At 70.1% G+C, this 20,163-nt stretch carries 17 protein-coding genes and 1 pseudogene; 12 read left to right on the top strand and 6 right to left on the bottom strand.

The annotated features are described in order from the left end of the window. Window positions 1–3 precede the first annotated feature (3 nt). Window positions 4–1,272 (bottom strand): NAD(P)/FAD-dependent oxidoreductase, encoded by a 1,269-nt coding sequence (locus tag ACVGV2_RS08740; RefSeq protein WP_459165544.1) that lies wholly within the window; start codon window positions 1,270–1,272, stop codon window positions 4–6. A 209-nt stretch (window positions 1,273–1,481) separates the two neighbouring features. Here ACVGV2_RS08740 and ACVGV2_RS08735 point away from each other — a divergent pair, with 209 nt between their 5' ends. Then, window positions 1,482–3,020 carry a PucR family transcriptional regulator gene (locus tag ACVGV2_RS08735; RefSeq protein WP_459165543.1) on the top strand — a complete coding sequence of 513 codons (1,539 nt, stop codon included), beginning with the start codon at window positions 1,482–1,484 and terminating at the stop codon, window positions 3,018–3,020. A 146-nt stretch (window positions 3,021–3,166) separates the two neighbouring features. Here ACVGV2_RS08735 and ACVGV2_RS08730 read toward each other — a convergent pair whose 3' ends face one another. Next, on the bottom strand, window positions 3,167–3,964 hold the full coding sequence (locus ACVGV2_RS08730; RefSeq protein ID WP_459165542.1) for an IclR family transcriptional regulator: 798 nt from the start codon (window positions 3,962–3,964) through the stop codon (window positions 3,167–3,169). 138 nt (window positions 3,965–4,102) lie between these two features. Here ACVGV2_RS08730 and ACVGV2_RS08725 point away from each other — a divergent pair, with 138 nt between their 5' ends. From ACVGV2_RS08725 to ACVGV2_RS08705, 5 genes are all read left to right on the top strand, one after another. Next, a complete protein-coding gene (locus ACVGV2_RS08725; protein WP_459165541.1) occupies window positions 4,103–4,657 on the top strand; it encodes a thioesterase family protein in 555 nt (184 codons plus the stop codon). Between the two features lie 32 nt (window positions 4,658–4,689). Further along, window positions 4,690–5,850 carry an acyl-CoA dehydrogenase family protein gene (locus ACVGV2_RS08720; protein WP_459165540.1) on the top strand — a complete coding sequence of 387 codons (1,161 nt, stop codon included), beginning with the start codon at window positions 4,690–4,692 and terminating at the stop codon, window positions 5,848–5,850. A gap of 14 nt (window positions 5,851–5,864) precedes the next feature. Beyond that, complete coding sequence (locus ACVGV2_RS08715) at window positions 5,865–8,063, top strand: acetate--CoA ligase family protein (protein WP_459165539.1); 2,199 nt, start codon at window positions 5,865–5,867, stop codon at window positions 8,061–8,063. Then, entirely contained in the window at window positions 8,060–8,845 is a 786-nt protein-coding gene (locus ACVGV2_RS08710; RefSeq protein ID WP_459165538.1) for an enoyl-CoA hydratase-related protein, read from the top strand. Before ACVGV2_RS08715 ends, ACVGV2_RS08710 begins: the two co-directional genes overlap by 4 nt. A 210-nt stretch (window positions 8,846–9,055) precedes the next feature. Next, complete coding sequence (locus ACVGV2_RS08705; protein ID WP_459165537.1) at window positions 9,056–11,038, top strand: hypothetical protein; 1,983 nt, start codon at window positions 9,056–9,058, stop codon at window positions 11,036–11,038. 87 nt (window positions 11,039–11,125) lie between these two features. Here ACVGV2_RS08705 and ACVGV2_RS08700 read toward each other — a convergent pair whose 3' ends face one another. After that, a complete protein-coding gene (locus ACVGV2_RS08700; protein WP_459165536.1) occupies window positions 11,126–11,470 on the bottom strand; it encodes a cupin domain-containing protein in 345 nt (114 codons plus the stop codon). Between the two features lie 92 nt (window positions 11,471–11,562). On the opposite strand from ACVGV2_RS08700, the pseudogene ACVGV2_RS08695 reads away from it, so the two are divergent. Further along, window positions 11,563–11,692 (top strand): annotated as a pseudogene (locus tag ACVGV2_RS08695) (M20/M25/M40 family metallo-hydrolase); the annotation flags it as partial. An 8-nt stretch (window positions 11,693–11,700) separates the two neighbouring features. On the opposite strand, the gene ACVGV2_RS08690 reads toward ACVGV2_RS08695, so the two are convergent. Both ACVGV2_RS08690 and ACVGV2_RS08685 read right to left on the bottom strand, forming a co-directional pair. Next, complete coding sequence (locus ACVGV2_RS08690) at window positions 11,701–12,327, bottom strand: DedA family protein (protein WP_459165535.1); 627 nt, start codon at window positions 12,325–12,327, stop codon at window positions 11,701–11,703. A gap of 93 nt (window positions 12,328–12,420) precedes the next feature. Next, window positions 12,421–13,134 (bottom strand): FadR/GntR family transcriptional regulator, encoded by a 714-nt coding sequence (locus ACVGV2_RS08685; protein WP_459165534.1) that lies wholly within the window; start codon window positions 13,132–13,134, stop codon window positions 12,421–12,423. 142 nt (window positions 13,135–13,276) lie between these two features. On the opposite strand from ACVGV2_RS08685, the gene ACVGV2_RS08680 reads away from it, so the two are divergent. Genes ACVGV2_RS08680 through ACVGV2_RS08665 form a run of 4 tightly spaced genes read left to right on the top strand, consistent with a single transcriptional unit; the run spans window position 13,277 to window position 17,349 of the window. Beyond that, window positions 13,277–14,746 carry a sialate:H+ symport family MFS transporter gene (locus ACVGV2_RS08680; RefSeq protein ID WP_459165533.1) on the top strand — a complete coding sequence of 490 codons (1,470 nt, stop codon included), beginning with the start codon at window positions 13,277–13,279 and terminating at the stop codon, window positions 14,744–14,746. Between the two features lie 37 nt (window positions 14,747–14,783). Further along, window positions 14,784–15,713, top strand: a complete 930-nt coding sequence (locus ACVGV2_RS08675) for a dihydrodipicolinate synthase family protein (RefSeq protein WP_459165532.1) — start codon at window positions 14,784–14,786, stop codon at window positions 15,711–15,713. After that, window positions 15,710–16,642, top strand: coding sequence for an ROK family protein (locus ACVGV2_RS08670; protein WP_459165531.1), 933 nt, complete (start codon window positions 15,710–15,712; stop codon window positions 16,640–16,642). The genes ACVGV2_RS08675 and ACVGV2_RS08670 overlap by 4 nt, the downstream gene beginning before the upstream one ends. A 26-nt stretch (window positions 16,643–16,668) precedes the next feature. Beyond that, window positions 16,669–17,349: an N-acetylmannosamine-6-phosphate 2-epimerase gene (locus ACVGV2_RS08665; protein WP_459165929.1), complete on the top strand. Its 681-nt coding sequence runs from the start codon at window positions 16,669–16,671 to the stop codon at window positions 17,347–17,349. A gap of 127 nt (window positions 17,350–17,476) precedes the next feature. Here the strand turns inward: ACVGV2_RS08665 and ACVGV2_RS08660 are convergent, their stop codons facing one another. Next, on the bottom strand, window positions 17,477–18,538 hold the full coding sequence (locus tag ACVGV2_RS08660; protein WP_459165530.1) for a tartrate dehydrogenase: 1,062 nt from the start codon (window positions 18,536–18,538) through the stop codon (window positions 17,477–17,479). 243 nt (window positions 18,539–18,781) lie between these two features. Between ACVGV2_RS08660 and ACVGV2_RS08655 the strand changes: the two genes are divergently transcribed. Continuing rightward, window positions 18,782–20,161 (top strand): MFS transporter, encoded by a 1,380-nt coding sequence (locus ACVGV2_RS08655; RefSeq protein ID WP_459165529.1) that lies wholly within the window; start codon window positions 18,782–18,784, stop codon window positions 20,159–20,161. Window positions 20,162–20,163 lie beyond the last annotated feature (2 nt).

Raw genomic sequence — 20,163 nt, 5'->3', positions numbered from 1 at the left:
GTTTCAGCGCACAGGGGTGAACGCGCGAAGCGCCTCGCTGCGCTTGCCCGTGGTGATGGCTTCGGCGAGCGCGCGTCCCGTGATCGGCCCGTGGGTGAGCCCCCACATGCCGTGCCCACCGGCGACGTAGATGTCCGAGTCGGAGCTGAGCGAACCGATCAGCGGGTAGCCGTCCGGGGTGACCGGGCGGGGCCCCACCCATTCATCGGTGCGGCGTTCCCAGTCGACGCCGGTGAGGTACGGGCGTGCGGAAGCGATGATCGCCTCGATCCGAGCGGGGTCGAGCGCGTCGTCGGCATCGCGGAACTCCATCGTGCCCGCGACCCGGAGCCCGCCGCGGTAGGGAGTGCAGGCCACCCGGACCCCCGGCAAGTACATCGGTCCGGGCACGGGTTCTTCGGTCGGGACCGTGAACGAGTAGCCGCGCCCGGCCCGGACCGGCGCGCGCAGCTGTCGGGTGGGCACGAGCTGGCCCAGCCACGAGCCGGTGGCCAGCACGGCCACGTCCGCGGCGAGGCTCTCCCCCGCGCGGGATGTGGCGGTCACGCCGCGGTCGCGGCGGTGCACGTCGGTCACGTCGAACTCCGCGCGGATCGTGCCGCCCCGCGCGCGCACCGATTCCGCCAGCGAGGCGACGAACGCACCGGGATCGACGAAACGCTGCCCGTCCAGCCGGATTCCGGCGCCGATGCGCTCGGACACCTGCGGCAGCCGCTCGCGCACTTCCTCCCCGGTCAGCGCAGTGTGCTCGACCTCCTGGCCGGCCTGCGACATGCGTCGGAACTCGCGCAGCAGCCCGGTGGCCTGCCGGCGCGTCTCGAACACGGCGGTGATCGGCGCTGCGACCGTCGGGGCCTGCACCCCGTTGGTCGTGAGCACGTCGAAGGCTTCCAGGCATTCGGTGTTCAACGGCAGGTTGGCTCGCATCGCGCGGTTCCAACCACCCCAGGTGCAGCGGGCCGCGAACTGCAGCAGGAACCGCCACAACCCGGGGTTCCACCTGAACGGGACGTGCAGCGGGGCACCCGGGTCCAGCAGCGAGCGCAGTCCGTACCGCAGGACGGCGGGCTCGTTCAGCGGCACCGCCAACCCGGGGGAGAGCAGTCCCGCGTTTCCCCAGGAAGCCCCGGCGGCGACACCGCTGCGGTCGAGAACGGTCACCTCGACACCGCGTTCCTGGAGGAACCACGCCGTCGACAGTCCGACAACACCGGCACCGACCACCACGGCGCTCCGCGGATCCCCGCTCGTGCGCGCACCATCCCGGCTCATGCACATCCTCCACGCTCTGGCACGGCTGCGTCTCCGCCGAGGATGACCGACCCGTGGTCGGCACGGGTTGTCCCGGGGGAACAATTGCTCCCGGCGAGCTTGTTCGTTTCCGCCAAACGGCGGTGATCGGCGCTGCGCGTACGTACAGTCCCCGGCAGCGGATGCCGGTGCTGCCGGGTGCCGCGCAGCGTGCGGGAGGCGTGTTACACGTGGTCAAACTGGATCGGCTGCTCACCGTCCTCGGCGGTTACGGCGTCCGCCTGGTCGGCCCCGGCGGGGCGCGCGATGCCGAGCTGCGCAGCATCGCCATGCACGACCCGACCGACGCCTCGCCTGCGGCCGGGGACGTCTTCCTGGCCGTCGGCGTGGAGTCACCGCGCCGCGCTGTGGAGCTCGCCGCTGCGGCGCACGCGGTCGTGGTGTTGCTGCGCGGCGGCTCCGACGCGGTCGACGAGATCCACCGGCTCGACGGCGAACACGGGGTCACCACCCTGGTCGTTGACCCCGCGGTGTCGTGGAACCAGCTCGCCGAGGTCGTCTACGGCTTGGTGTTCGAAGGCCGGGAGACGGAAGCCGGACGTGGTCCGAGCGACCTGTTCGCCCTCGCGGACACCGTCGCCGCCGCGGTCGACGGCTCGGTCACGATCGAAGACCGGCTCTCGCGGGTGCTGGCCTACTCCAGCCTGCAGCAGGGGGTGGACACCGCGCGCCACGAGACGATCCTCGGACGAGGGGTGCCGGAAACCATCCGCCGGTTGTTCACCGAGCGGGGCGTGTTCGCCCACCTGTCCGAATCGGACGAGCCGCTGTTCGTGCCGGCCTCGCCGCAGCACGGGCTGGGTGGGCGCACTGTCATCGCCGTGCGGGCGGGACGTGAACTGCTGGGCTCGCTCTGGGTCACCTGCGAGGCGCCGCTGTCCGAGCGGCGCGCCCGGATCCTGCGCGACAGCGCCCGCACCGTCGGCCTGCACCTGCTGCGCTCGCGCGTCAGCGCCGACCTGGAGCGGCAGGTGGAATCCGAGCTCGTCATCCAGCTGTTGGAGAGCAATCCGGACACGACTACCACGCTCGGAAGGCTCGGCTTGGGCCCCGGCCCGTTCCGGGTCATCGCCCTGCAGGCGCACGCCCACGACGAGCGGCACGCGGCCGTGCTGCTCGCCTTCGAACGCGCGACCACCGGCTTCGGCTGGTCGCGCCCGGGTCGCAGCGCGCTGTTCGGCAACACCGTCTACACGGTGCTGCCCTGCGGTGACGACCCCGCGGCGGCGCGCGACTGGTTGCGCACCATCATCACGAGCCTGCCCGAGCACGTCACGATCGCCGCGGGGGTCGGTGCGCCTGCCACCCCCAGTCAGCTGCCGACCAGCAGGAACGAGGCGGAGGAGAGCCTGGCGCTGCACGCGGCGCGGGCGGATGCGGCCCCGGTCAGCTACGACGAGTCGTGGGACCAGATCCTGCTCCAGCGGTTGCGCACCGCGGCCACGTCCGGACGTGTCCCCGAGCGCGGTCCCATCGCCGACCTCACTCGGCACGACGCCGCGCACGGCACGAACTACCTGCCCACGTTGCGCGTGTGGCTGCAGGCGCAGGCCGACCTCGCCGTCGCCGCCAGGCGGCTCGACGTGCACCCCAACACCGTGCGGTACCGCATCCGCAAGATGCACGAGATCACCAACCTCCACCTCGACGACCCGGACGAGCGGTTGGCGATGCTGATCGCCCTGGCCGTCGATGCCGGAGGTTCTTGAGCTGCCCGGGGCGGAACCGCTCAAACACCGGTGATCAGAACAACGCCGCACCCCACCGAGGCGACCAGCGCGGTGGTGCGGACGTCGCCGTTCATCCGCGCTGAAGCGACCTGATCGTCGGCAGGACTGACGATCGCTCGCAGCCGTTACGCAGCGCCGGTCTCCCGCGCGATCTCGTCGGCCGCCGCGCGCAGCAGGTTCCCGAGCTCCGCGAAGCGGCTTTGCCGCACGCGGTCCTTCGGTCCCCAGATCCCGATCACGGCGAACGGCCGCCCACCGCTGTCGAAGGCCGGTGCGGACACGCCGTACAGTCCCGCTTCCAGCTCGCCGAGGCTGACGGCGTAGCCGTCGCGGCGGATCGCCGCGAACTCCTCCTCCAGCAGAGCGCGGTCGGTGATCGTGGTGGCGGTGTGCGCGGTGAGCGGATCCGCCACCATCGGTTCCACTTCCTGCTCGGACTGCCACGCCAGCAGCGCCTTGCCGGCCGAGGTGGCGTGCGGTGGTGCCTCGCGACCGAGCCAGCGGGCGCTGAGCACCACCGGCGGGATCACTTCGTCCACATAGGTCAGGCTGAGGTTGCGCACCACCGCGAGGTTCGCGGTCTCACCGGTCTGCTCGGACAGGCGGCGCACGACGTGGTGCGTGCGGCGAACCAGTCCGTCCACCCCTGCCCGCGCCGCCATCCGGGAGACCGCGAATCCGATCGCGTAGTCGCCGGTCCGCGGATCGCGGTCCACCAATCCGTGGTGCTCGAGCGTGGACAGCAGGCGCCAGGCCGTGGCGCGGTTGAGGCCGCGCTCGGCGGCCAGGTTGGCCACCGAGTCGCCCTCGGGCGAGGCGGCTGCCACGGCGTTGAGCAACCCGATCGCACGTTCGAGCGCCTGCACGCGCCCGGTCGGCGCCTTGTCGCCGTTTCCGCCGGCCTCCACGTGCTCGCTGTCCATGCACTGCCTTCCCCGCCGCGGTGACCGCCCACTGTGGCCGGTGCGCACCGACCTTGACCCGCTCGGAACACCATTCTAGTATTTCACAATACGAGCAGCCAAAGCACGATGTGAACAACCGCTGCCGGGGAAAGGGCCATGGGCAACACCGAGGAACACGACCGCATCGTCACGCCGTACGAGGGCACCGGGCACCGCTGCTGGTCCCGGGAGGGGGAAGTGCCTGCGCCGCTGCACCTGCACGAGACCCCCGTCAGCCCGCGCTGGGTCGACTACAACGGCCACATGAGCGAGTCCTGCTTTCTGCTGGTCTTCGGCGACAACGCCGACGCCTTCTTCCGCTACGTCGGCATCGGCGAGCAGTACCGGCACGACGGCGGATCGCTGTACACGGTGCAGACGCACCTGCACAACCTGCGCGAGGCGGCAGAAGGGCAACCGCTGGCGCTGAGCTTGCAGGTGCTCGACTGCGACGCCAAGCGCCTGCACGTCTTCCACGAGATGCGCGACGGCACCACCGGTGCGTTGTTGGCCACCGCGGAACAACTCCTGCTGCACGTGGACACGAGCACCGGTCGAACGACTCCGATGCCCGCGGACCTGCGAGAGCGGGTGGAAACGGTCCGCGCAGCGCACGCCGGGCTCGCCGTGCCCGAACAGGTGGGCCGCCCGCTGGGCATCCGCCACGGCTGATCCGTCCACGACCGACCCGGGAGGAGTGTGCGATGCACTTCGGACTGTCCGAGGAACAGCAGTTGATGGTGAGCACGGTCCGCAATTTCGTGGAAACCGAGCTCTACCCGCACGAGGACGAAGTGGAACAGCAGGACGCCGTATCACCGGACGTCGCCGAACGGATCCGCGCGAAGGCCCTCAACGACGGCCTGTACGCCGCCAACATGCCGGCCGAACTCGGTGGTGGTGGCCTCGACGGTGTCGGCATGACGCTGGTGGAACGCGAGCTCGGCCGCGCCTCCTACGCGTTGCAGATGCTCGTCGCCCGCCCCAGCAACATCCTCGAGGCGTGCGAAGGCGAGCAACGCGCGACCTACCTGCTGCCCGCGGTGCGCGGTGAACGGCACGACTGCCTGGCCATGACCGAACCCGGGGCGGGCTCCGACGTGCGCTCCATGCGCACCCGAGCCGTGCGCGAGGGCGGCGACTACGTCATCAACGGCGACAAGCACTTCATCAGCCACGCCGACGCCGCCGACTTCGTCATCCTGTTCGCCGCCACCGGAACCGAGCAGGGCCCGAAAGGCCCGCGCAACTCGATCAGCGCGTTCCTCGTCGACCTCGACGCTCCCGGACTGCAAGTGCGCCGCGGTTCGCAGTGCGTCTCGCACCGCGGCTACCACCAGTGCGAGCTCACCTTCGCGGACTGCCGAGTGCCCGCCGAGAACCGTCTCGGCGAGGAGGGCCGCGGATTCGAGCTCATGAACGAATGGCTCGGCGCCAGCCGTCTCAGCGTCGCCGCGACCAGCGTCGGCCGTGCCCGGCGCGTGCTGGAGATGAGCACCGAATGGGCCGCCGAACGCAGCCAATTCGGCCGGAGCATCGGGCAGTTCCAGGGCGTCGGCTTCCCGCTGGCCGACATGGCCACCGAACTGGAAGCCGCCGAGCTGCTCACCCTGCGCGCGGCCAGCAAGCACGACGCCGGTTCGATGACCGACCAGGACGCCGCCATGGCCAAGCTCTACGCCACCGAGGCCCTCGCCCGCATCACCGACCAAGCCGTGCAGATCTTCGGCGGCATGGGACTGATGTCCGAACTGCCCGTCGAACGATTCTGGCGCGACGCACGCGTGGAGCGGATCTGGGACGGAACGAGCGAGATCCAGCGGCACATCATCTCGCGGTCGATGCTGCGCCCGCTCGGCGCCTGAGGGAGGTGCGCACCATGAGGACCTCCACAACAGCACCGGGCGCAGAGGGCGACGGCATGCACCGGTTGCTGGCTCCCCGCAACATCGCGGTGTTCGGCGGGGGCACCGCCCTGCGGGCGCTGCAGCAGTGCCGCGAAATCGGCTTCACCGGGCAGATCTGGCCGGTCAACCCGCGGCGGGACAGCCTCGGCGGGATCCCGTGCTACCCGGACGTCGCATCGCTGCCGCAGGCACCCGATGCGAGCTTCCTCGCGATCCCCGCCCGGGCGACCGTCGACGCGGTCGGTGCGCTCGCACAGCGGGGAGCCGGTGGTGCCGTGTGCCACGCTTCCGGCTTCGCCGAGAGCGGCGGAACCGGCGCCGCACTGCAACGAGAGCTCGTCGCGGCCGCCGACGGCATGCCGGTGGTCGGTCCGAACTGCTACGGACTGCTCAACTACCTCGACGGTGCGGCGCTGTGGCCCGACCAGCACGGCGGGCGGTCGGTGGACCGCGGCGTCGCCATCGTCACGCAGAGCGGCAACATCGGCCAGAACCTCACCATGCACCGCGGAGCGCTGCCCCTGGCCCACCTCGCCTCGCTCGGCAACGCCGCCGTCACCGGAGCCGCGGAACTCGTCGAGTCCTTGCTGGACGATCCGCGCATCACCGCGATCGGCCTGCACCTGGAAGGCGTCGACGACGTCGTCGGGCTCTCGCGGGCAGCAGCAGCGGCGGCGCACCGCGGCGTGCCGATCGTCGTGCTCAAATCCGGACGTTCCGAACTCGGCGCGCAAGCCGCTCTGAGCCACACCAGTTCGTTGGCCAGCCCCGACGTGCTGTGCGACGCGCTGTTCCGGCGGCTGGGTCTGGCACGGGTGCACGACCTGTCCACGTTCCTGCAGACGCTGACGTTGCTGCACGTCCACGGCCCGCTCGCCGGCAGGCGCATCGCCTCGGCGAGCTGCTCCGGCGGCGAAGCCGCGCTCGTCGCCGACCTCGCCGCCGAACGCGGGCTCGACATGCCGGAACTGCCCGATCAGGTGCGCGCCGGGCTGCGCGAAGAGCTCGGTGAGCGGGCCACCATCACCAACCCCCTCGACTACGACATCGACATCTGGGGTGACAGCCGTGCGCTGACCCGCTGCTTCACCCACTACTTGGGCTGCGCCGCCGACGTCCACCTGCTCGTGCTCGACCTTCCGCGCGACGACCGCTGCCGCGGCGACGACTGGCGCACCGCGCTGGAAGCGTTCGTCGCCGCACATCGCGGCAGCGACGCCACCGCGTGCGTGGTCAGCTCGCTGCCCGACGGTTTGCCCGAAGACGTCGCGGAGCGGCTGCGCGACGAGGGAATCGCCCCGATGCGCGGGCTGGTGGAGTGCCTGGAGGCGGTGCGCGCCGCGACGGGCCTGGACACCGCGGACGGCACGGTGCGGGCACCGCTGGCACCGCAGTCCACGGCCCGCCCCGCTGACCCCGCGGCGTCGAACGCCGGCACCGCGCGGGACACGGCCGCCGCGCACCCGAGCGCGGAGCCGGACCTCGCGGTGCACCAGCTCGACGAGTGCGCGAGCAAGCGCGCGCTGGCCCGTTTCGGCGTGCCCGTCCCCGACGGGGCTCTCGTCGCGCCGGGCGAGGCGGTCGCAGCGGCGGCGGAACTCGGCTACCCGGTGGCGCTCAAAGCCGTGTCCGCGTCCGTGGCGCACAAAACGGAGATCGGCGGTGTGCGCCTCGGCCTGACCAACGCGGACGAGGTGGCCGAAGCCGCCGGCGCGCTGGCGGGACTCGCCGACCGGGTGCTCGTCGAAACCATGGCCACCGGAGCGGTCGCCGAACTCCTCGTCGGCGTGCACCACGACCCGGTGTTCGGCCCGGCGCTGAGCATCGGCAGCGGCGGTGTGCTCGTCGAGCTCGTGGGCGACGCGACCACCGTGCTGCTACCGGCAGGAACCGACGAGATCCAGCGGGCGCTGGAGTCGCTGCGCGCGTGGCCGCTGCTGCGCGGATTCCGCTCCCGACCCGCCGGGGACGTAGCCGCGGTGGTGGACGCGGTCGCCGCGGTCGCCGCCTGCGCCGAACACCTCGGAAGCGATCTGCGGGAACTCGACGTCAACCCGCTGCTGGTGCTGCCCGAAGGCAGTGGCGCGCTCGCGGTGGACGCGCTGATCCGCACCGCCGACCCGACCGACGCCGCCGAACTCGACACCACCGACGCAGGAGGAACACTGTGACCGAACCTGTGCGCACCGAAACCGCCGACGGCATCCTGACCATCACGCTGGACCGGCCGAAGGCCAACGCGATCGACGTGGCGACCAGCCGAGCCCTGCACGCCGCGTTCGAGCGGCTGCACCACGACGACGAACTGCGCGTCGCCGTGCTCACCGCAGCGGGAGGGCGCTTCTTCTCAGCCGGGTGGGACCTCAAAGCCGCCAGCAACGGCGAGGCCATCGACGCGGACCACGGCCCCGGTGGATTCGCGGGCCTCACCGAATACTTCTCCCTGGACAAGCCGGTCATCGCCGCCGTCAACGGGCTGGCCTTCGGCGGCGGCTTCGAACTCGCCCTCGCCGCGGACCTCGTCGTGGCCGCGTCCTCGGCCGAGTTCTCCCTCCCCGAAGTGACGATCGGCATGGTCGCCGACTCGGGCGGGGTGCTTCGGCTGCCGCGCCGGCTGCCGCGCGCCGTCGCCGACGAGTTGCTCCTCACCGGCCGGCGCATGCCGGCGGCGGAAGCGGCCGGCTGGGGGTTGGTCAACCGCGTCGTGCCCGACGAGGAACTCCTGGACTCGGCGATGGAGCTCGCCCGCGAGGTCCGCGCCGGCGCCCCGCTCGCCCTCGCCGCCGTGAAGGAGATCCACCGCACCACCGAGGCGCAGGACGTCGCAAGCGCCTACGAAACCCTGCGTTCCGGCCGCCTGCCCCGCTACCAGGCCATGCTGACCTCCGAGGACGCCGCGGAGGGCCCCCGCGCGTTCGCGGAGAAGCGCGCACCCCGCTGGAGCGGCCGCTGACGACTCCGCCGGAGCTGGTGGCCCGCGTGCGGTCCGGAACGGCACTGGGCGGGGAAATCTCGGCCTGGCGTGCGGGGTCGGAGTTGACCGAGGTTCACGGCTTGTTCCAAACCCCTGGGCACGTTCCGAGTGGAACCCCTACTAACCTCGGAACGAACAGTGCTGGGGCAGCAGTGCTGGAGCAGCGACGCGAGAAGGACATCCGGCTGAATGCGCAACCGGTACGAGCCGAGCGAAACCGACGAGTTCGAAGCGGCGAAGGAGCTGCTGGTACGCCGGTGTCTCGCGTGGGCGGACGAGCAGCAGCTGACCGCCGATCCGTTCCTGCTGCACGCCGCACTGGATTTCCGACACACCAGCACCGACGGCCGCCTGATGCTCTGGACCGCCGAACTCGCCGAGAAGTTCCTGCTGACCTGGATGCCGCGCAAGGTCTCGGCCTCCGCCGAAGAGGTATCCCAGGCACCTGACTCGCTGCGCACGCTGGTGCGCTACCTGCAGCACACCGAGCTGGCCGAAGCAACGGGCGATCGTCCGGCCGACATCGAAGCTGCGATCAGCGCCGCTGCCGCCGAGTTCCCACGGGCCATGTCGGATCCCAGGAACTTCGGCATCGCCAAGTTCTGGACGATGACGGCGATCGACGCGGGCGTCGACCCGCACGACGAGAGCGCGATGAGCAACTTCATCGCGCAGGTCCACGAGGGCACCGTCTCCTACGACGCGGCCGCCCTCGAACACATCATGAACCGGCACTTCACCGGCGATGACGCAGCGCCTGGGCCGGCTCCCGCCATGCCACCCGTGTCACTGCCCTCCGCGGAGGAACTCGCCGAAGCTGCGGAGAACAGCACAACCGTCCAGCAACTGCGCACGCTCGTCTCCTGGCTGGGCCACGAGGGCCGTTCACTGACCGGAACCGGCCAGCTCAAGCTCGCCGACGCGCGGCAACTGGTCGAACAGCTCGGCACCGGCGACACGGTCGACCCCGTCCTCGGCGGTCGGACGTACCGCACCAAGAGCAGCGCCGAACTGGCCGGGCTCGCGTTGCTCGTCGCCTGGGCGAAGAAAACCCGGGTGGCACGAGTGGTCAAGAACCGTCTGGTGCCGATCGCGAAGGCCAAGCCCGTGCTGCGGGACGCGACGGCTCTGTGGAACAGGGCATTCGACGCGATCACTGAACTGGACGAGGCGGTCCTCGGATCTTCCCCGTACGGCCGAGGGCTGCCCCGCCTGTTCTACCGCGAGGTCGTCCCGGATGTTCTGCGGACGCTGTACGGCATGCCGGTGGCATTCCCCGTCGTCTGCCTGCAGGAAAGCGCATGGCTGACATATCACTTGGGCTTCGGCATCGAGGAGGCCGAAGGGATACCCGGCCTGATGCGCCAGCGGAGCGACAACGACGTGTGGCGGATCCTGCGGGTACTGGCCGATCTCGGCGCCGTCGAGCTCACCACCGGAACCGCGGACCCGAGCATCCTCGCTGGTCTCGACGTGGATGCGACCGTTGACGACGGAGGTGGGGGGCTACCGCCGGAGTCGCGGGAGAACCTCCGAGCCGCCCTGGATCCCGAGGCCGGTCCGATCGATCTCGTCCGGCTCACACCACTGGCGACCGCACGCGTGCACACCTGGTTGGTCGACGAAGGCCGGTACGCACCCCTGCTCGGCGAACTGTCCGAGGTCACCCCGGCACAACTGCTCACAACGATCGCCGAGCAGCATCCGCCCCCGGCGGCCCGAGCTGAAATCGACCACTGGTTGTCGACCCACGACAGCCGCGAACCGGAGCAGCTGGTCGACGCGGTCCGGCAGTGCCCGTTCCGCAGCAGGGCCGCAGCCATGCTCGGTGTGCTGTCGACGGCCCGGGACGACGGGACCGTCCTGCTGAGACGGCTGCGTTCCGACGACGTCCTCGGACCGCTCGCGCTGCACTCCTTGCTCGCCAGCGAGTTGCTCGATCAGGACGATCTGATCGAATCCGAGCAACGACAGCTCCTCGCCGAACAGCTGATCCAGGCTCTCGAGACGGCCGGGCCGGAAACGGTCCAAGCCATGCTCGCGGAGTCCGCTCCGGATGATCCGCTCAACATACTCGCGAACGCTCTGCACTCCGGACACCCGGACGTTACCGGCCTGAACGAGCTGCGCACGCTCGTCGCGGAGCCGCTGCAGCAGCAGACTTCCGGCTGATCCCAGGCATCCGCTCGCCGGGATCTCGCGTGGGAACGCTCGCCCGCCCGGCGGGCGAGCACCCGTCCCACAGAGCACCCGGACAATTCAGCGCAACAGGCCGTTGACGTACTCCTCGCCGAGACCGACCGCGGCGTAGTGGTTGCGGCACATCTCGATGTAGTCGTGCACGTCGAAGACGAAGACCTCGTGCGGGTGGTAGTGGCGGTTGACCAGGCCGGCGCTCTTCGCCCGCAGGATGTCCGCCCACGAGTTGTCCTTGACGTTGATCCACAGCGGTCGTGATCCGACCGTTTCGGTGAACGGCGCGTAGTAGCGGTCGTCGTCGGTGGCCACCTGCGACAGGTACACCTCGGGCAACGCGTCCGCCTTGAACGAGTTCGAGATCGGGGTGATGTTCCGCCAGAACTCCTGGCCCTGCTGCTCGGTCATGTCCGCCTCCTCCCTTCCGCGCACGATGCGGGATCTCCAGTACACCGCATCAGCGGGGCGATGTCATGCCACGTCGGCACGCCGCTTCGCCGTGGAACGGCACGGTGATCGCGCTGTTCCAGCCGGCCGAGGAAGTCGCCGACGGCGCCCGAGGCATGGTCGACGATGGGCTGGACGCGCTCATCCCGCGGCCTGACGTCGCACTCGGTCAGCACGTCCGGGCAGCGCGCTCAATCCGATTCCGAAGGGGCGCGTCCGGCGGACGTGGTGCCACCTCGCCGCCGAGTGCGCAGCGTGTCGGCGATGCCGATGACGCCGGTCGTTGCCGCGGTGAGCACGATGGCCAGGAGCACGCTGGCCCAGGTGGAACCGGGCAGGACGGTCCGTCCGAGCGAGGCCAGCCCGAGTCCGTAGGCCGTCCACAGCACGGCACCGACTGCGGCAGCGGTCAGAAAGCGCGGGAGCGGGTAGGCCACGATGCCGGCGGAGAGCCCGACCGCGGTGGTTCCGCCGGGGATGAACCGACCGGCGATGACCAGCCCCTGCCCCCAGGTGGTCTGGTGCTCGTCGAGCCACTGCAGGGCTCGCCGGCCACGAGTCGAGCGGGACGCGTTGTGGCGTGTTCGCCGGCTGAGGCAGCGTCCGAGCGCGTAGACGGTCAGATCGGCCAGCAGTGCGCCGAGCGTGGTCGCCAGCAGCACGGCCGCGATGTTCAGCTCGCCCGCCAGGGCCAGGGTGGTGGCGGTGACGAGCAGGGTTTCGCTCGGCAGCGGCGGGAACACGGCGGACCCGGTGATCACCAGTGCGATGCCGAGCGGTGCCCACCACGCTCCGAGGATCAGCTCCAAGGGCACCATGCCGACTCCTCACTCGACGACCAACCTCCGGGAACCTGCGGCTGCTCCGGCAATGGGGCCCCGCTTCCGGGTGGTGCACGATCCCCCGGTCCGTCAGGCCCGACCAGCGCCGTGGTCCAGGCGGTTCTTGATGTCGGTGAAGTGTTCCAGCATGACGGTGCGCAGCAGCCGGGGGTCTTCCGAGCGCAGCGCGGCGACGATGGCGCGGTGCTGGGCGGCGGTGTGGGTGTTGTCGGCGACCGCCGGGCGGGTGAGGGCCGCTTGCGCCGCGTGGTAGGAGTCCCAGAACACGTCGACCAGCTGCTCGACCAGGGGGTTGTCGAGGGCGGCGTGCAGCGTTCGGTGGAACTCGCGGTCGACGTCGGGGTCGAGGTTCGTGCGCTCCATCTCGTCGCACAGGGCGTCCAGGCGGTCGAGGGTCTCCCCGGGCAGCGCGCCGACGAGCCGGTCGACCACGCCGACCTCGACCAGTTCGCGGAGGTCCACGAGATCGCGAAGGCCGCGCAGGTCTTCGGCGGACCTGTCGGCGAGGGCCCGGAAGGTCAGTGCGGGCGAGAGCGCGCGCAGCGGGGCGTTGCCGACGAACGTGCCGTGCCCGTGGCGGATGTCGACGATCCCGAGGGCCCGCAGTGCCCGGACGGCTTCGCGAACGCTGTTGCGGGAGGCGGACAGTTCGTCGATGAGTTCCAGTTCGGTGGGCATGGAGTCGCCGACGCGCAGTCCGCGTTGGTGGATCAGCGCGAGGATCTGTTCGGCGAGCGGGTCCAGGGCTGCCCGACGGGTGTGCTCGTCGACCACGTCCGTCATTCTCGGATGCTCCGTCCTCGGTCTTCGCTGATGGCTCTTTACAGCTCGCTGACTGCGTTCTAGCGTACCGCACAACATAGGACGTCCCACGTCCAACGTCCTACGTCTTGGGCAGCGCAGCCGAGGACGCGAGGAGGAAGCAGTGCGCCACGAATCGACCGCCTCCGCACGCTGGTACCGCCAGATCACCGGTTCGCAGTGGAAGTCCTTCCTCGCCGCGTGGCTCGGCTACCTGCTCGACGGCTTCGACTTCGTCCTGATCACGCTCGTGCTGACCGAGATCAGCGACACCTTCGGGCTGACGACGGTGCAGGCGGCCAGCCTGATCTCCGCGGCGTTCATCTCCCGGTGGGCGGGCGGCATGGCGATCGGCGCGCTCGGGGACCGCTACGGCCGACGGATGGCGATGATCCTCAGCATCGCCCTGTTCTCGGTGGGCACCTTCCTCTGCGGACTCGCTCCCACCTACGGGGTGCTGTTCTTGGCGCGCCTGATGATCGGTCTGGGCATGGCCGGCGAGTACGGGTCCAGCTCAACCTACGTCATCGAGTCCTGGCCCAAGCACATGCGCAACAAGGCCAGCGGTTTCCTGATATCCGGCTACTCGTTCGGCACCGTCGTCGCCGCGGGCGCTTACCAGCTCGTGGTCCCGGCTTTGGGGTGGCGCGCGCTGTTCTACATCGGACTGGCGCCGATCGCCATCGCGATCTGGTTGCGGCGCAGCCTGCCGGAGTCGCACGACTGGGAGCAGACCTCGGCGCAGCCCAAGCAGCCGACGATGCTGGATGTGCTGTTCCGCGGACGTCGCGCGTTCGCCAATCTCCTGCTGGCGGTCGTGGCCTTCACGACGTTGACCCTGATCTTCACCAGCGCGGTCACCGGTCCGGTACCCGTCGGTGTGCTCGGCGTGGTGTCCGCCGCGGTGTTCGTGGCCTACATGGTGCAGTTCAGCGGATCCCGGTGGCCGGTGGGCCTGATGGTGATGGTCATCGTGTTCGCGGCGTTCCTGTACTCCTGGCCGATCCAGGCGCTGCTGCCGACCTACCTGAAAAGCGATCTCGGCTACGGTGCGGCGGAAGCCAGTGCGGTGCTGTCCTTCTCCGGGCTCGGTGCGGCCGTGGGCTGCTGGGTCGCGGGATTCACCGGTGACCGGTTCGGCACGGCGCGGGCCTACTGGGGCAGTCTGCTGATCTCGCAGGTCCTGATCTTCCCGGTGTTCCTCATCGGTGGCAGCAGCCTGCTCGCGCTCGGCGCGTTGTTATTCGCGCAGCAGATTTTCGGGCAGGGCATCGCCGGCCTGCTCCCGAAGTGGATCGGTGGCTACTTCGACGTGCGGTCCCGGGCGGCCGGACTCGGGTTCACCTACAACGTCAGTGCTCTGGGCGGGGCCGTGGCACCGGTTCTCGGGGCGAGCCTGGCCTCGACGATGAGCCTGGGCACCGCGTTGATGGTGATCTCGTTCGCCCTCACCTTCGTGGTGGTGGTCCTCATCGGGATCGACGCCCCGACCAGGCTGCAGAAACTGCTGCGACCGGACGCCGTGCGCAGCGGTGACGCGATCGACGGCGGCGAACGGGCCGCAACCGGCACAACGGTCGGCGCACGCGACTGAACCGCACGAGACGACGAGAAGAACGAGGCATTCCACAGTGGCCAACGAATCCCTGCACGGTGTCGTCCCGCCGATGTGCACACCGGTGACCCGCGAGTGGGAGGTAGACGTGCTGTCACTGCAGCGGCTCGTGGACTTCCTGATCGACGGGGGCGTCAACGGGCTGTTCGCGCTCGGTTCGACCAGCGAGGTGGCGTTCCTGCCCGACCGGCACCGCCAGCGGGTCCTCGAGACCGCGGTGGAACGGACCGCGGGCCGGGTTCCGGTACTGGCCGGGGCCATCGACATGACCTCCCTGCGCGTGCTCGAGCACGCGCGGGTCGCGGAGAAGGCCGGTTGCGACGGGTTGGTCGTCACCGCGCCGTTCTACACCCGCACCCATCCCGCCGAGATCGAGCGGCACTTCCGCGTGGTCGCCGACGGCACCGATCTGCCGGTCTACGCCTACGACGTGCCCGTGTCGGTGCACAGCAAGCTCGACGTCGACACGCTGATGCACCTGGCGGCCGACGGCGTGCTGGCCGGAGTGAAGGACTCCAGCGGAGACGACGCCGGCCTCAGGCGCCTGATCCTCGCTGCGCGCCAGGACGCTCCGGCCTCCTTCAGCGTGCTCACCGGGTCCGAGCTGACCGTCGACACGTCGCTGCGCATGGGCGCGCACGGTGTCGTGCCCGGCCTGGGCAACGTGGATCCGCACGGCTACGTGCGGTTGTACCGGCACTGCACGGGCAGCGAGTGGGAGGCCGCTGCCGCCGAGCAGGAACGGTTGATCGCGCTCTTCGGCCTCGTCGACGCCGGCGAGGAAAGCCGGATGGGGCGCGGGTCCTCGGCGCTCGGTGCGTTCAAGACCGCTCTGCGACAGCGCGGGATCATCGACAACGGGCTCACGGCACCTCCGCAGATTCCGCTCAACGACGCGGAGGCTCAGCACGTGGCGTCCCACCTGGAAGCCGCGGGGCTGCTGTGACCGACACGGACCGCGTCCCGACGATCGGCGTCGACATCGGCGGCACCAAGATCGCGGCAGGGATCGTGGAACAACGTGGCGCCGTGACGCGGGTGGTGCGCGCCGCGACGCCGACCGAGGGCGGGCAGGCGGTGCTCGACACCGCCGCCGACCTGGTGCGCGAACTGACCGCTGACGATGAGGTCGGCGGGATCGGCGTCGGTGCGCCAGGCGTCATCGATCCGATCGAGGGCCTGGTGCGCTCGGCGACCGACATCGTCCCCGGTTGGGCAGGTGTGGCGGTGCGTGCCGGACTGCAGCGGCGCACCGGACTTCCGGTCGCCGTGGACAACGACGTGCGCGCCATGGCGCTCGGAGAATCCGCAACCGGAGCCGGCAGGGACCGCCCCGAGGTCCTGCACGTCTCGGTCGGAACCGGTATCGGCGGGGCGCTGGTCCACAACGGTCGGCTGGTGCGCGGCGGCCACGGCAGCGCAGGTGAAATCGCACATCTGCTGGTCCCCGTCACGGGACGGGTTCCGTGCGGCTGTGGGCGCCACGACCACCTCGAAGCGGTGGCGGCTGGGCCGGCCGTCGCCGCCGACTACGCGGCCCGTAGCGGAACTGCCGATGTGCTCGACCTGGCGACAGTGGCGAGCGGGATGCGCGCTGGTGACGAACACGCGCGGCTGGCCATCACCGGTGCGGCCACCGTGCTCGGGCGGTGTCTGGCCGGTGTGGTGACCGCGTTCGACGTCGATGCCGTGATCATCGGCGGCGGTGCCGCGCAGATCGGCGGGGACTTCCTGCGCCCCTTGGCGAACGCGTTGCGAGCAGAGGTCCGCCCGCCCGGCCGTGCGGTACCGGTGCTACCCGCGGCGCTCGGCACGCACGCACCGATCATCGGCGCTGGGCTGCTGGCAGACGAAGCGACCACGGAGAGGAGCTGATGGGATTGTCCACACCAGCCCACGCGATGACGCTGCAACAGCTCATGGAGCACATCAACCGGCGGTTGATCGTGTCCTGCCAAGCCGGCGACGGGCACGCGCTGCGCGACACGAGCACCATCGTCCGCATGGCGCGCGCCGCGGTGGACGGCGGCGCGGCCGCGATCCGCTGCGGCGGAGTCGGCGGAACCCGTGACGTCGCCGCGGTCGTGTCGGACGTGTCCGTGCCGGTGATCGGGCTGACCAAGGACGGCACCGACGGCGTCTACATCACCCCCACCGTGGGCGCAGCGTTGTCCGTCGTCGAGAGCGGAGCCGATGTGGTCGCCGCCGACGCCACCGATCGGCCCCGTCCCGACGGTGCGGGCTTCGCGGACACCGTTCGGGCCGTGCACGGTGCCGGAAGACTGGTAATGGCCGACATCTCGACGCTCGACGAAGGGATCGCGGCCGTCGAGCTCGGCGCGGACATCGTCGCCACCACCCTGGCCGGAAACATCGCGCCCCGTCCGCAGCCGGATGCGCCCGACCTCGACCTGGTCGCGCAGTTGCGAAAGGCCCTGCCCGATACCCCTGTCATCGCCGAGGGCCGCTACCACCACCCGCGCGAGGTGAGAGCAGCCGTGTCGGCTGGAGCGAACGCCGTCGTCGTCGGCACCGCCATCACCGATCCCACCTGGATCACGAAGCAGTTCGCGCAGGGGTAGAACCCGGCTCTGGATCCGCGCAGAATCCGGCCCGAACCCGCCGCGGGAGCGCCGCGGCGGGTGATCGCCGGCCAACCCCCGAAGAGCAGGCCGAGAGGCCGCTCAGTTCGGGCGAACTCGGGGACGATCAGGCGCCGAGGTGCTCCAGGACGGCCTCGGTGAACGCCTCGGTTCCGGCGGAACCACCGAGATCGGGCGTGCGCACCGAAGTCCGGGCCAGCACTGCGGCCATCGCCCGCTCGACCTCCGCGGCGGCCTCCGGGTGTTCGAGGTGGTCGAGCATCATCGCCGCTGTCCAGATGGCACCGAGCGGGTTTGCCACGCCCTTCCCGGCGATGTCCGGTGCGGAACCGTGCACGGGTTCGAACAGCGACGGGAACTCGCGTTCCGGGTTGATGTTGGCCGACGGGGCGATGCCGATGCTGCCGGCGACCGCGGCGCCCAGATCGCTGAGGATGTCGCCGAACAGGTTCGAACCGACGATCACGTCGAACCGGGCCGGATCGAGCACGACCTTGGCGCACAGCGCGTCGATGTGCTGGGAATCGAACGTGATGTCCGAATAGGACTGCGCCACCTCGGCGACCACTTCGTCCCAGAACGGCATCGTGTGCACGATTCCGTTCGACTTCGTCGCCGAGGTCACCCTGCCGCGGCGGGAACCGGCCAGGGAGAACGCGTAATCGGCCACGCGGGTCACGCCGGCGCGGGTGAACACCGCTTCCTGCACCGCGGTCTCCTCGGGGAAACCACGTCCCAGACGCCCGCCGATCTCGCTGTACTCGCCTTCGACGTTCTCCCGCACGACGACGAGGTCGACATCGTCGGCTGCGGCGTGCCGCAGCGGACTGTCCACACCGTCGAACACCTTCACCGGGCGCAGGTTGATGTACTGGCGGAAGTTGCGCCGGATCGGGATGAGCAGGCCCCACAGCGAGATGTGGTCGGGCACGGAGGGGTCGCCGACGGCTCCGAGGAAAACCGCGTCGTGCTGCCGAATCCGCGCCAGGCCGTCGTCGGGCATCATCGCGCCGAGCTCGCGGTAGCGCTCGTGGGACCAGTCGAACTCGTCGTAGCCGAACGACAGGCCGTGGCGCGCGCCGACCGCGTCGAGCACCGCGCAGGCGGCGGGTGTGACTTCCCGGCCGATGCCGTCGCCGGGGATGAGAGCGATCCGGTGGTTGAGCATGCTCCACATCCCACCAGGAGGACCCGTCGACGTCCACAGCCTCCCCGCGCAAGGCATCCCTGCGGCGTTCGCCGAACACCGCCCCCGCAACGACTCCGCAACCGTTTGTGGCGATGCTCTGGTCCGCGGCGGCCATCGTCTGTACGGTGTCCGATTGTCAACAAAACAACAGAAAACTACGGGCTAAGAAACGGATCGGCTGGCGAGTCTCCTCGCTGATCGACTCACGTAGGAGGAGTGATCATGGCCTCCGACCAACCAACCAGCGCTGACACAGCGAGCACGGACGAGCCGCCGAAGGGGGTGCTGCGCCGCGCGGTCAGCGCGTCCGCTCTGGGCAACGCCACGGAGTGGTACGACTACGGGATCTACGCCGTCCTCACGCTCTACATCGAGTCCGCGCTTTTTCCCCAGGGCGAGAACACCATCGGGTGGGTGCTGGCGGCATTCGCCGTCTCATTCGTCGCCCGCCCGTTCGGGGGCCTGGTCTGGGGCCCGCTCGGGGACCGCATCGGCCGCCGCGCGGTGCTGTCGCTGACCATCATCCTGATGTCGGTCTCCACGTTCTGCATCGGGCTGATCCCCTCGTTCGAGAGCATCGGGATCACCGCCCCCGTCCTCCTCTTCGGGATGCGGCTGCTGCAGGGCTTTTCCTCCGGCGGCGAGTACGGCGGCGCGGCGACGTTCATCGCGGAGTACTCCCCCGACCGCAAACGCGGCTTCTACGGCAGCTTCCTCGAGTTCGGCACGCTCAGCGGATACGCGCTCGGGTCCCTCATCGGCCTCGGGCTGCTCGTGGGGTTCGGCGAGGAAACCATGCACGAGTGGGGCTGGCGGCTGCCGTTCTTCCTCGCGGGTCCGATGGGCCTCATCGGCTTCTACCTGCGCCTGAAGCTCGAAGACACCCCGGTTTTCCGCGAGGCAACGGCGGAAGGCCTCGCGAAGGAGCAGGTCTCCACCCCGTTCAAGGACCTGCTCAGCCGCTACTGGCCGCAGATGGCGCAGCTCTTCGGTCTGGTCATCGCGCTGAACGTCACCAACTACACCCTGATCGCCTACATGCCGACATACGTGCAGGAGGAGATCGGCATGGGCACCGCCGAGGCCCTCGTCCTCGTCTCGGTCGGTCAGCTGGTGATGACGGCGTTCATCCCGTTCTACGGCTCGCTTTCCGACCGGGTCGGGCGAAAGCCGTTGTGGTACGCGTCGCTGATCGGCATGATCGTGCTCGCGGTCCCCATGTACGCCCTCATGGCGCAGGGTTACGCCTGGGCGATCGTGGCGTTCGCCGTGCTAGGGCTGGTCTACGCCCTGCAGCTGAGCACCATCTCGTCGATGTTCCCCGCGTTGTTCCCGACAACGGTGCGCTTCGCCGGCTTCGCCATCACGTACAACGTGTCGACATCGCTCTTCGGCGGCACGGCACCGAACGTGAGCAACTACTTCATCGGCGTGACGGGGAGCAACGTCTTCCCCGCCTACTACATGATCGGCGCGTGCCTCATCGGGCTGGTGGCGATCTACTTCGTCACGGAGACGGCCGGCAAGTCGATCCGCGGCAGCTACTGCCCCGGAACGCCGGAGTCCGAGGCAGAGCTGGCCGCCGAGTCCGCCGAGAAGTGACC

It is taken from the genome of Bounagaea algeriensis (assembly GCF_054491375.1).
Note: the sequence above shows the minus strand (reverse complement) of the source record. Positions and strands in the feature narration are given on the sequence as shown.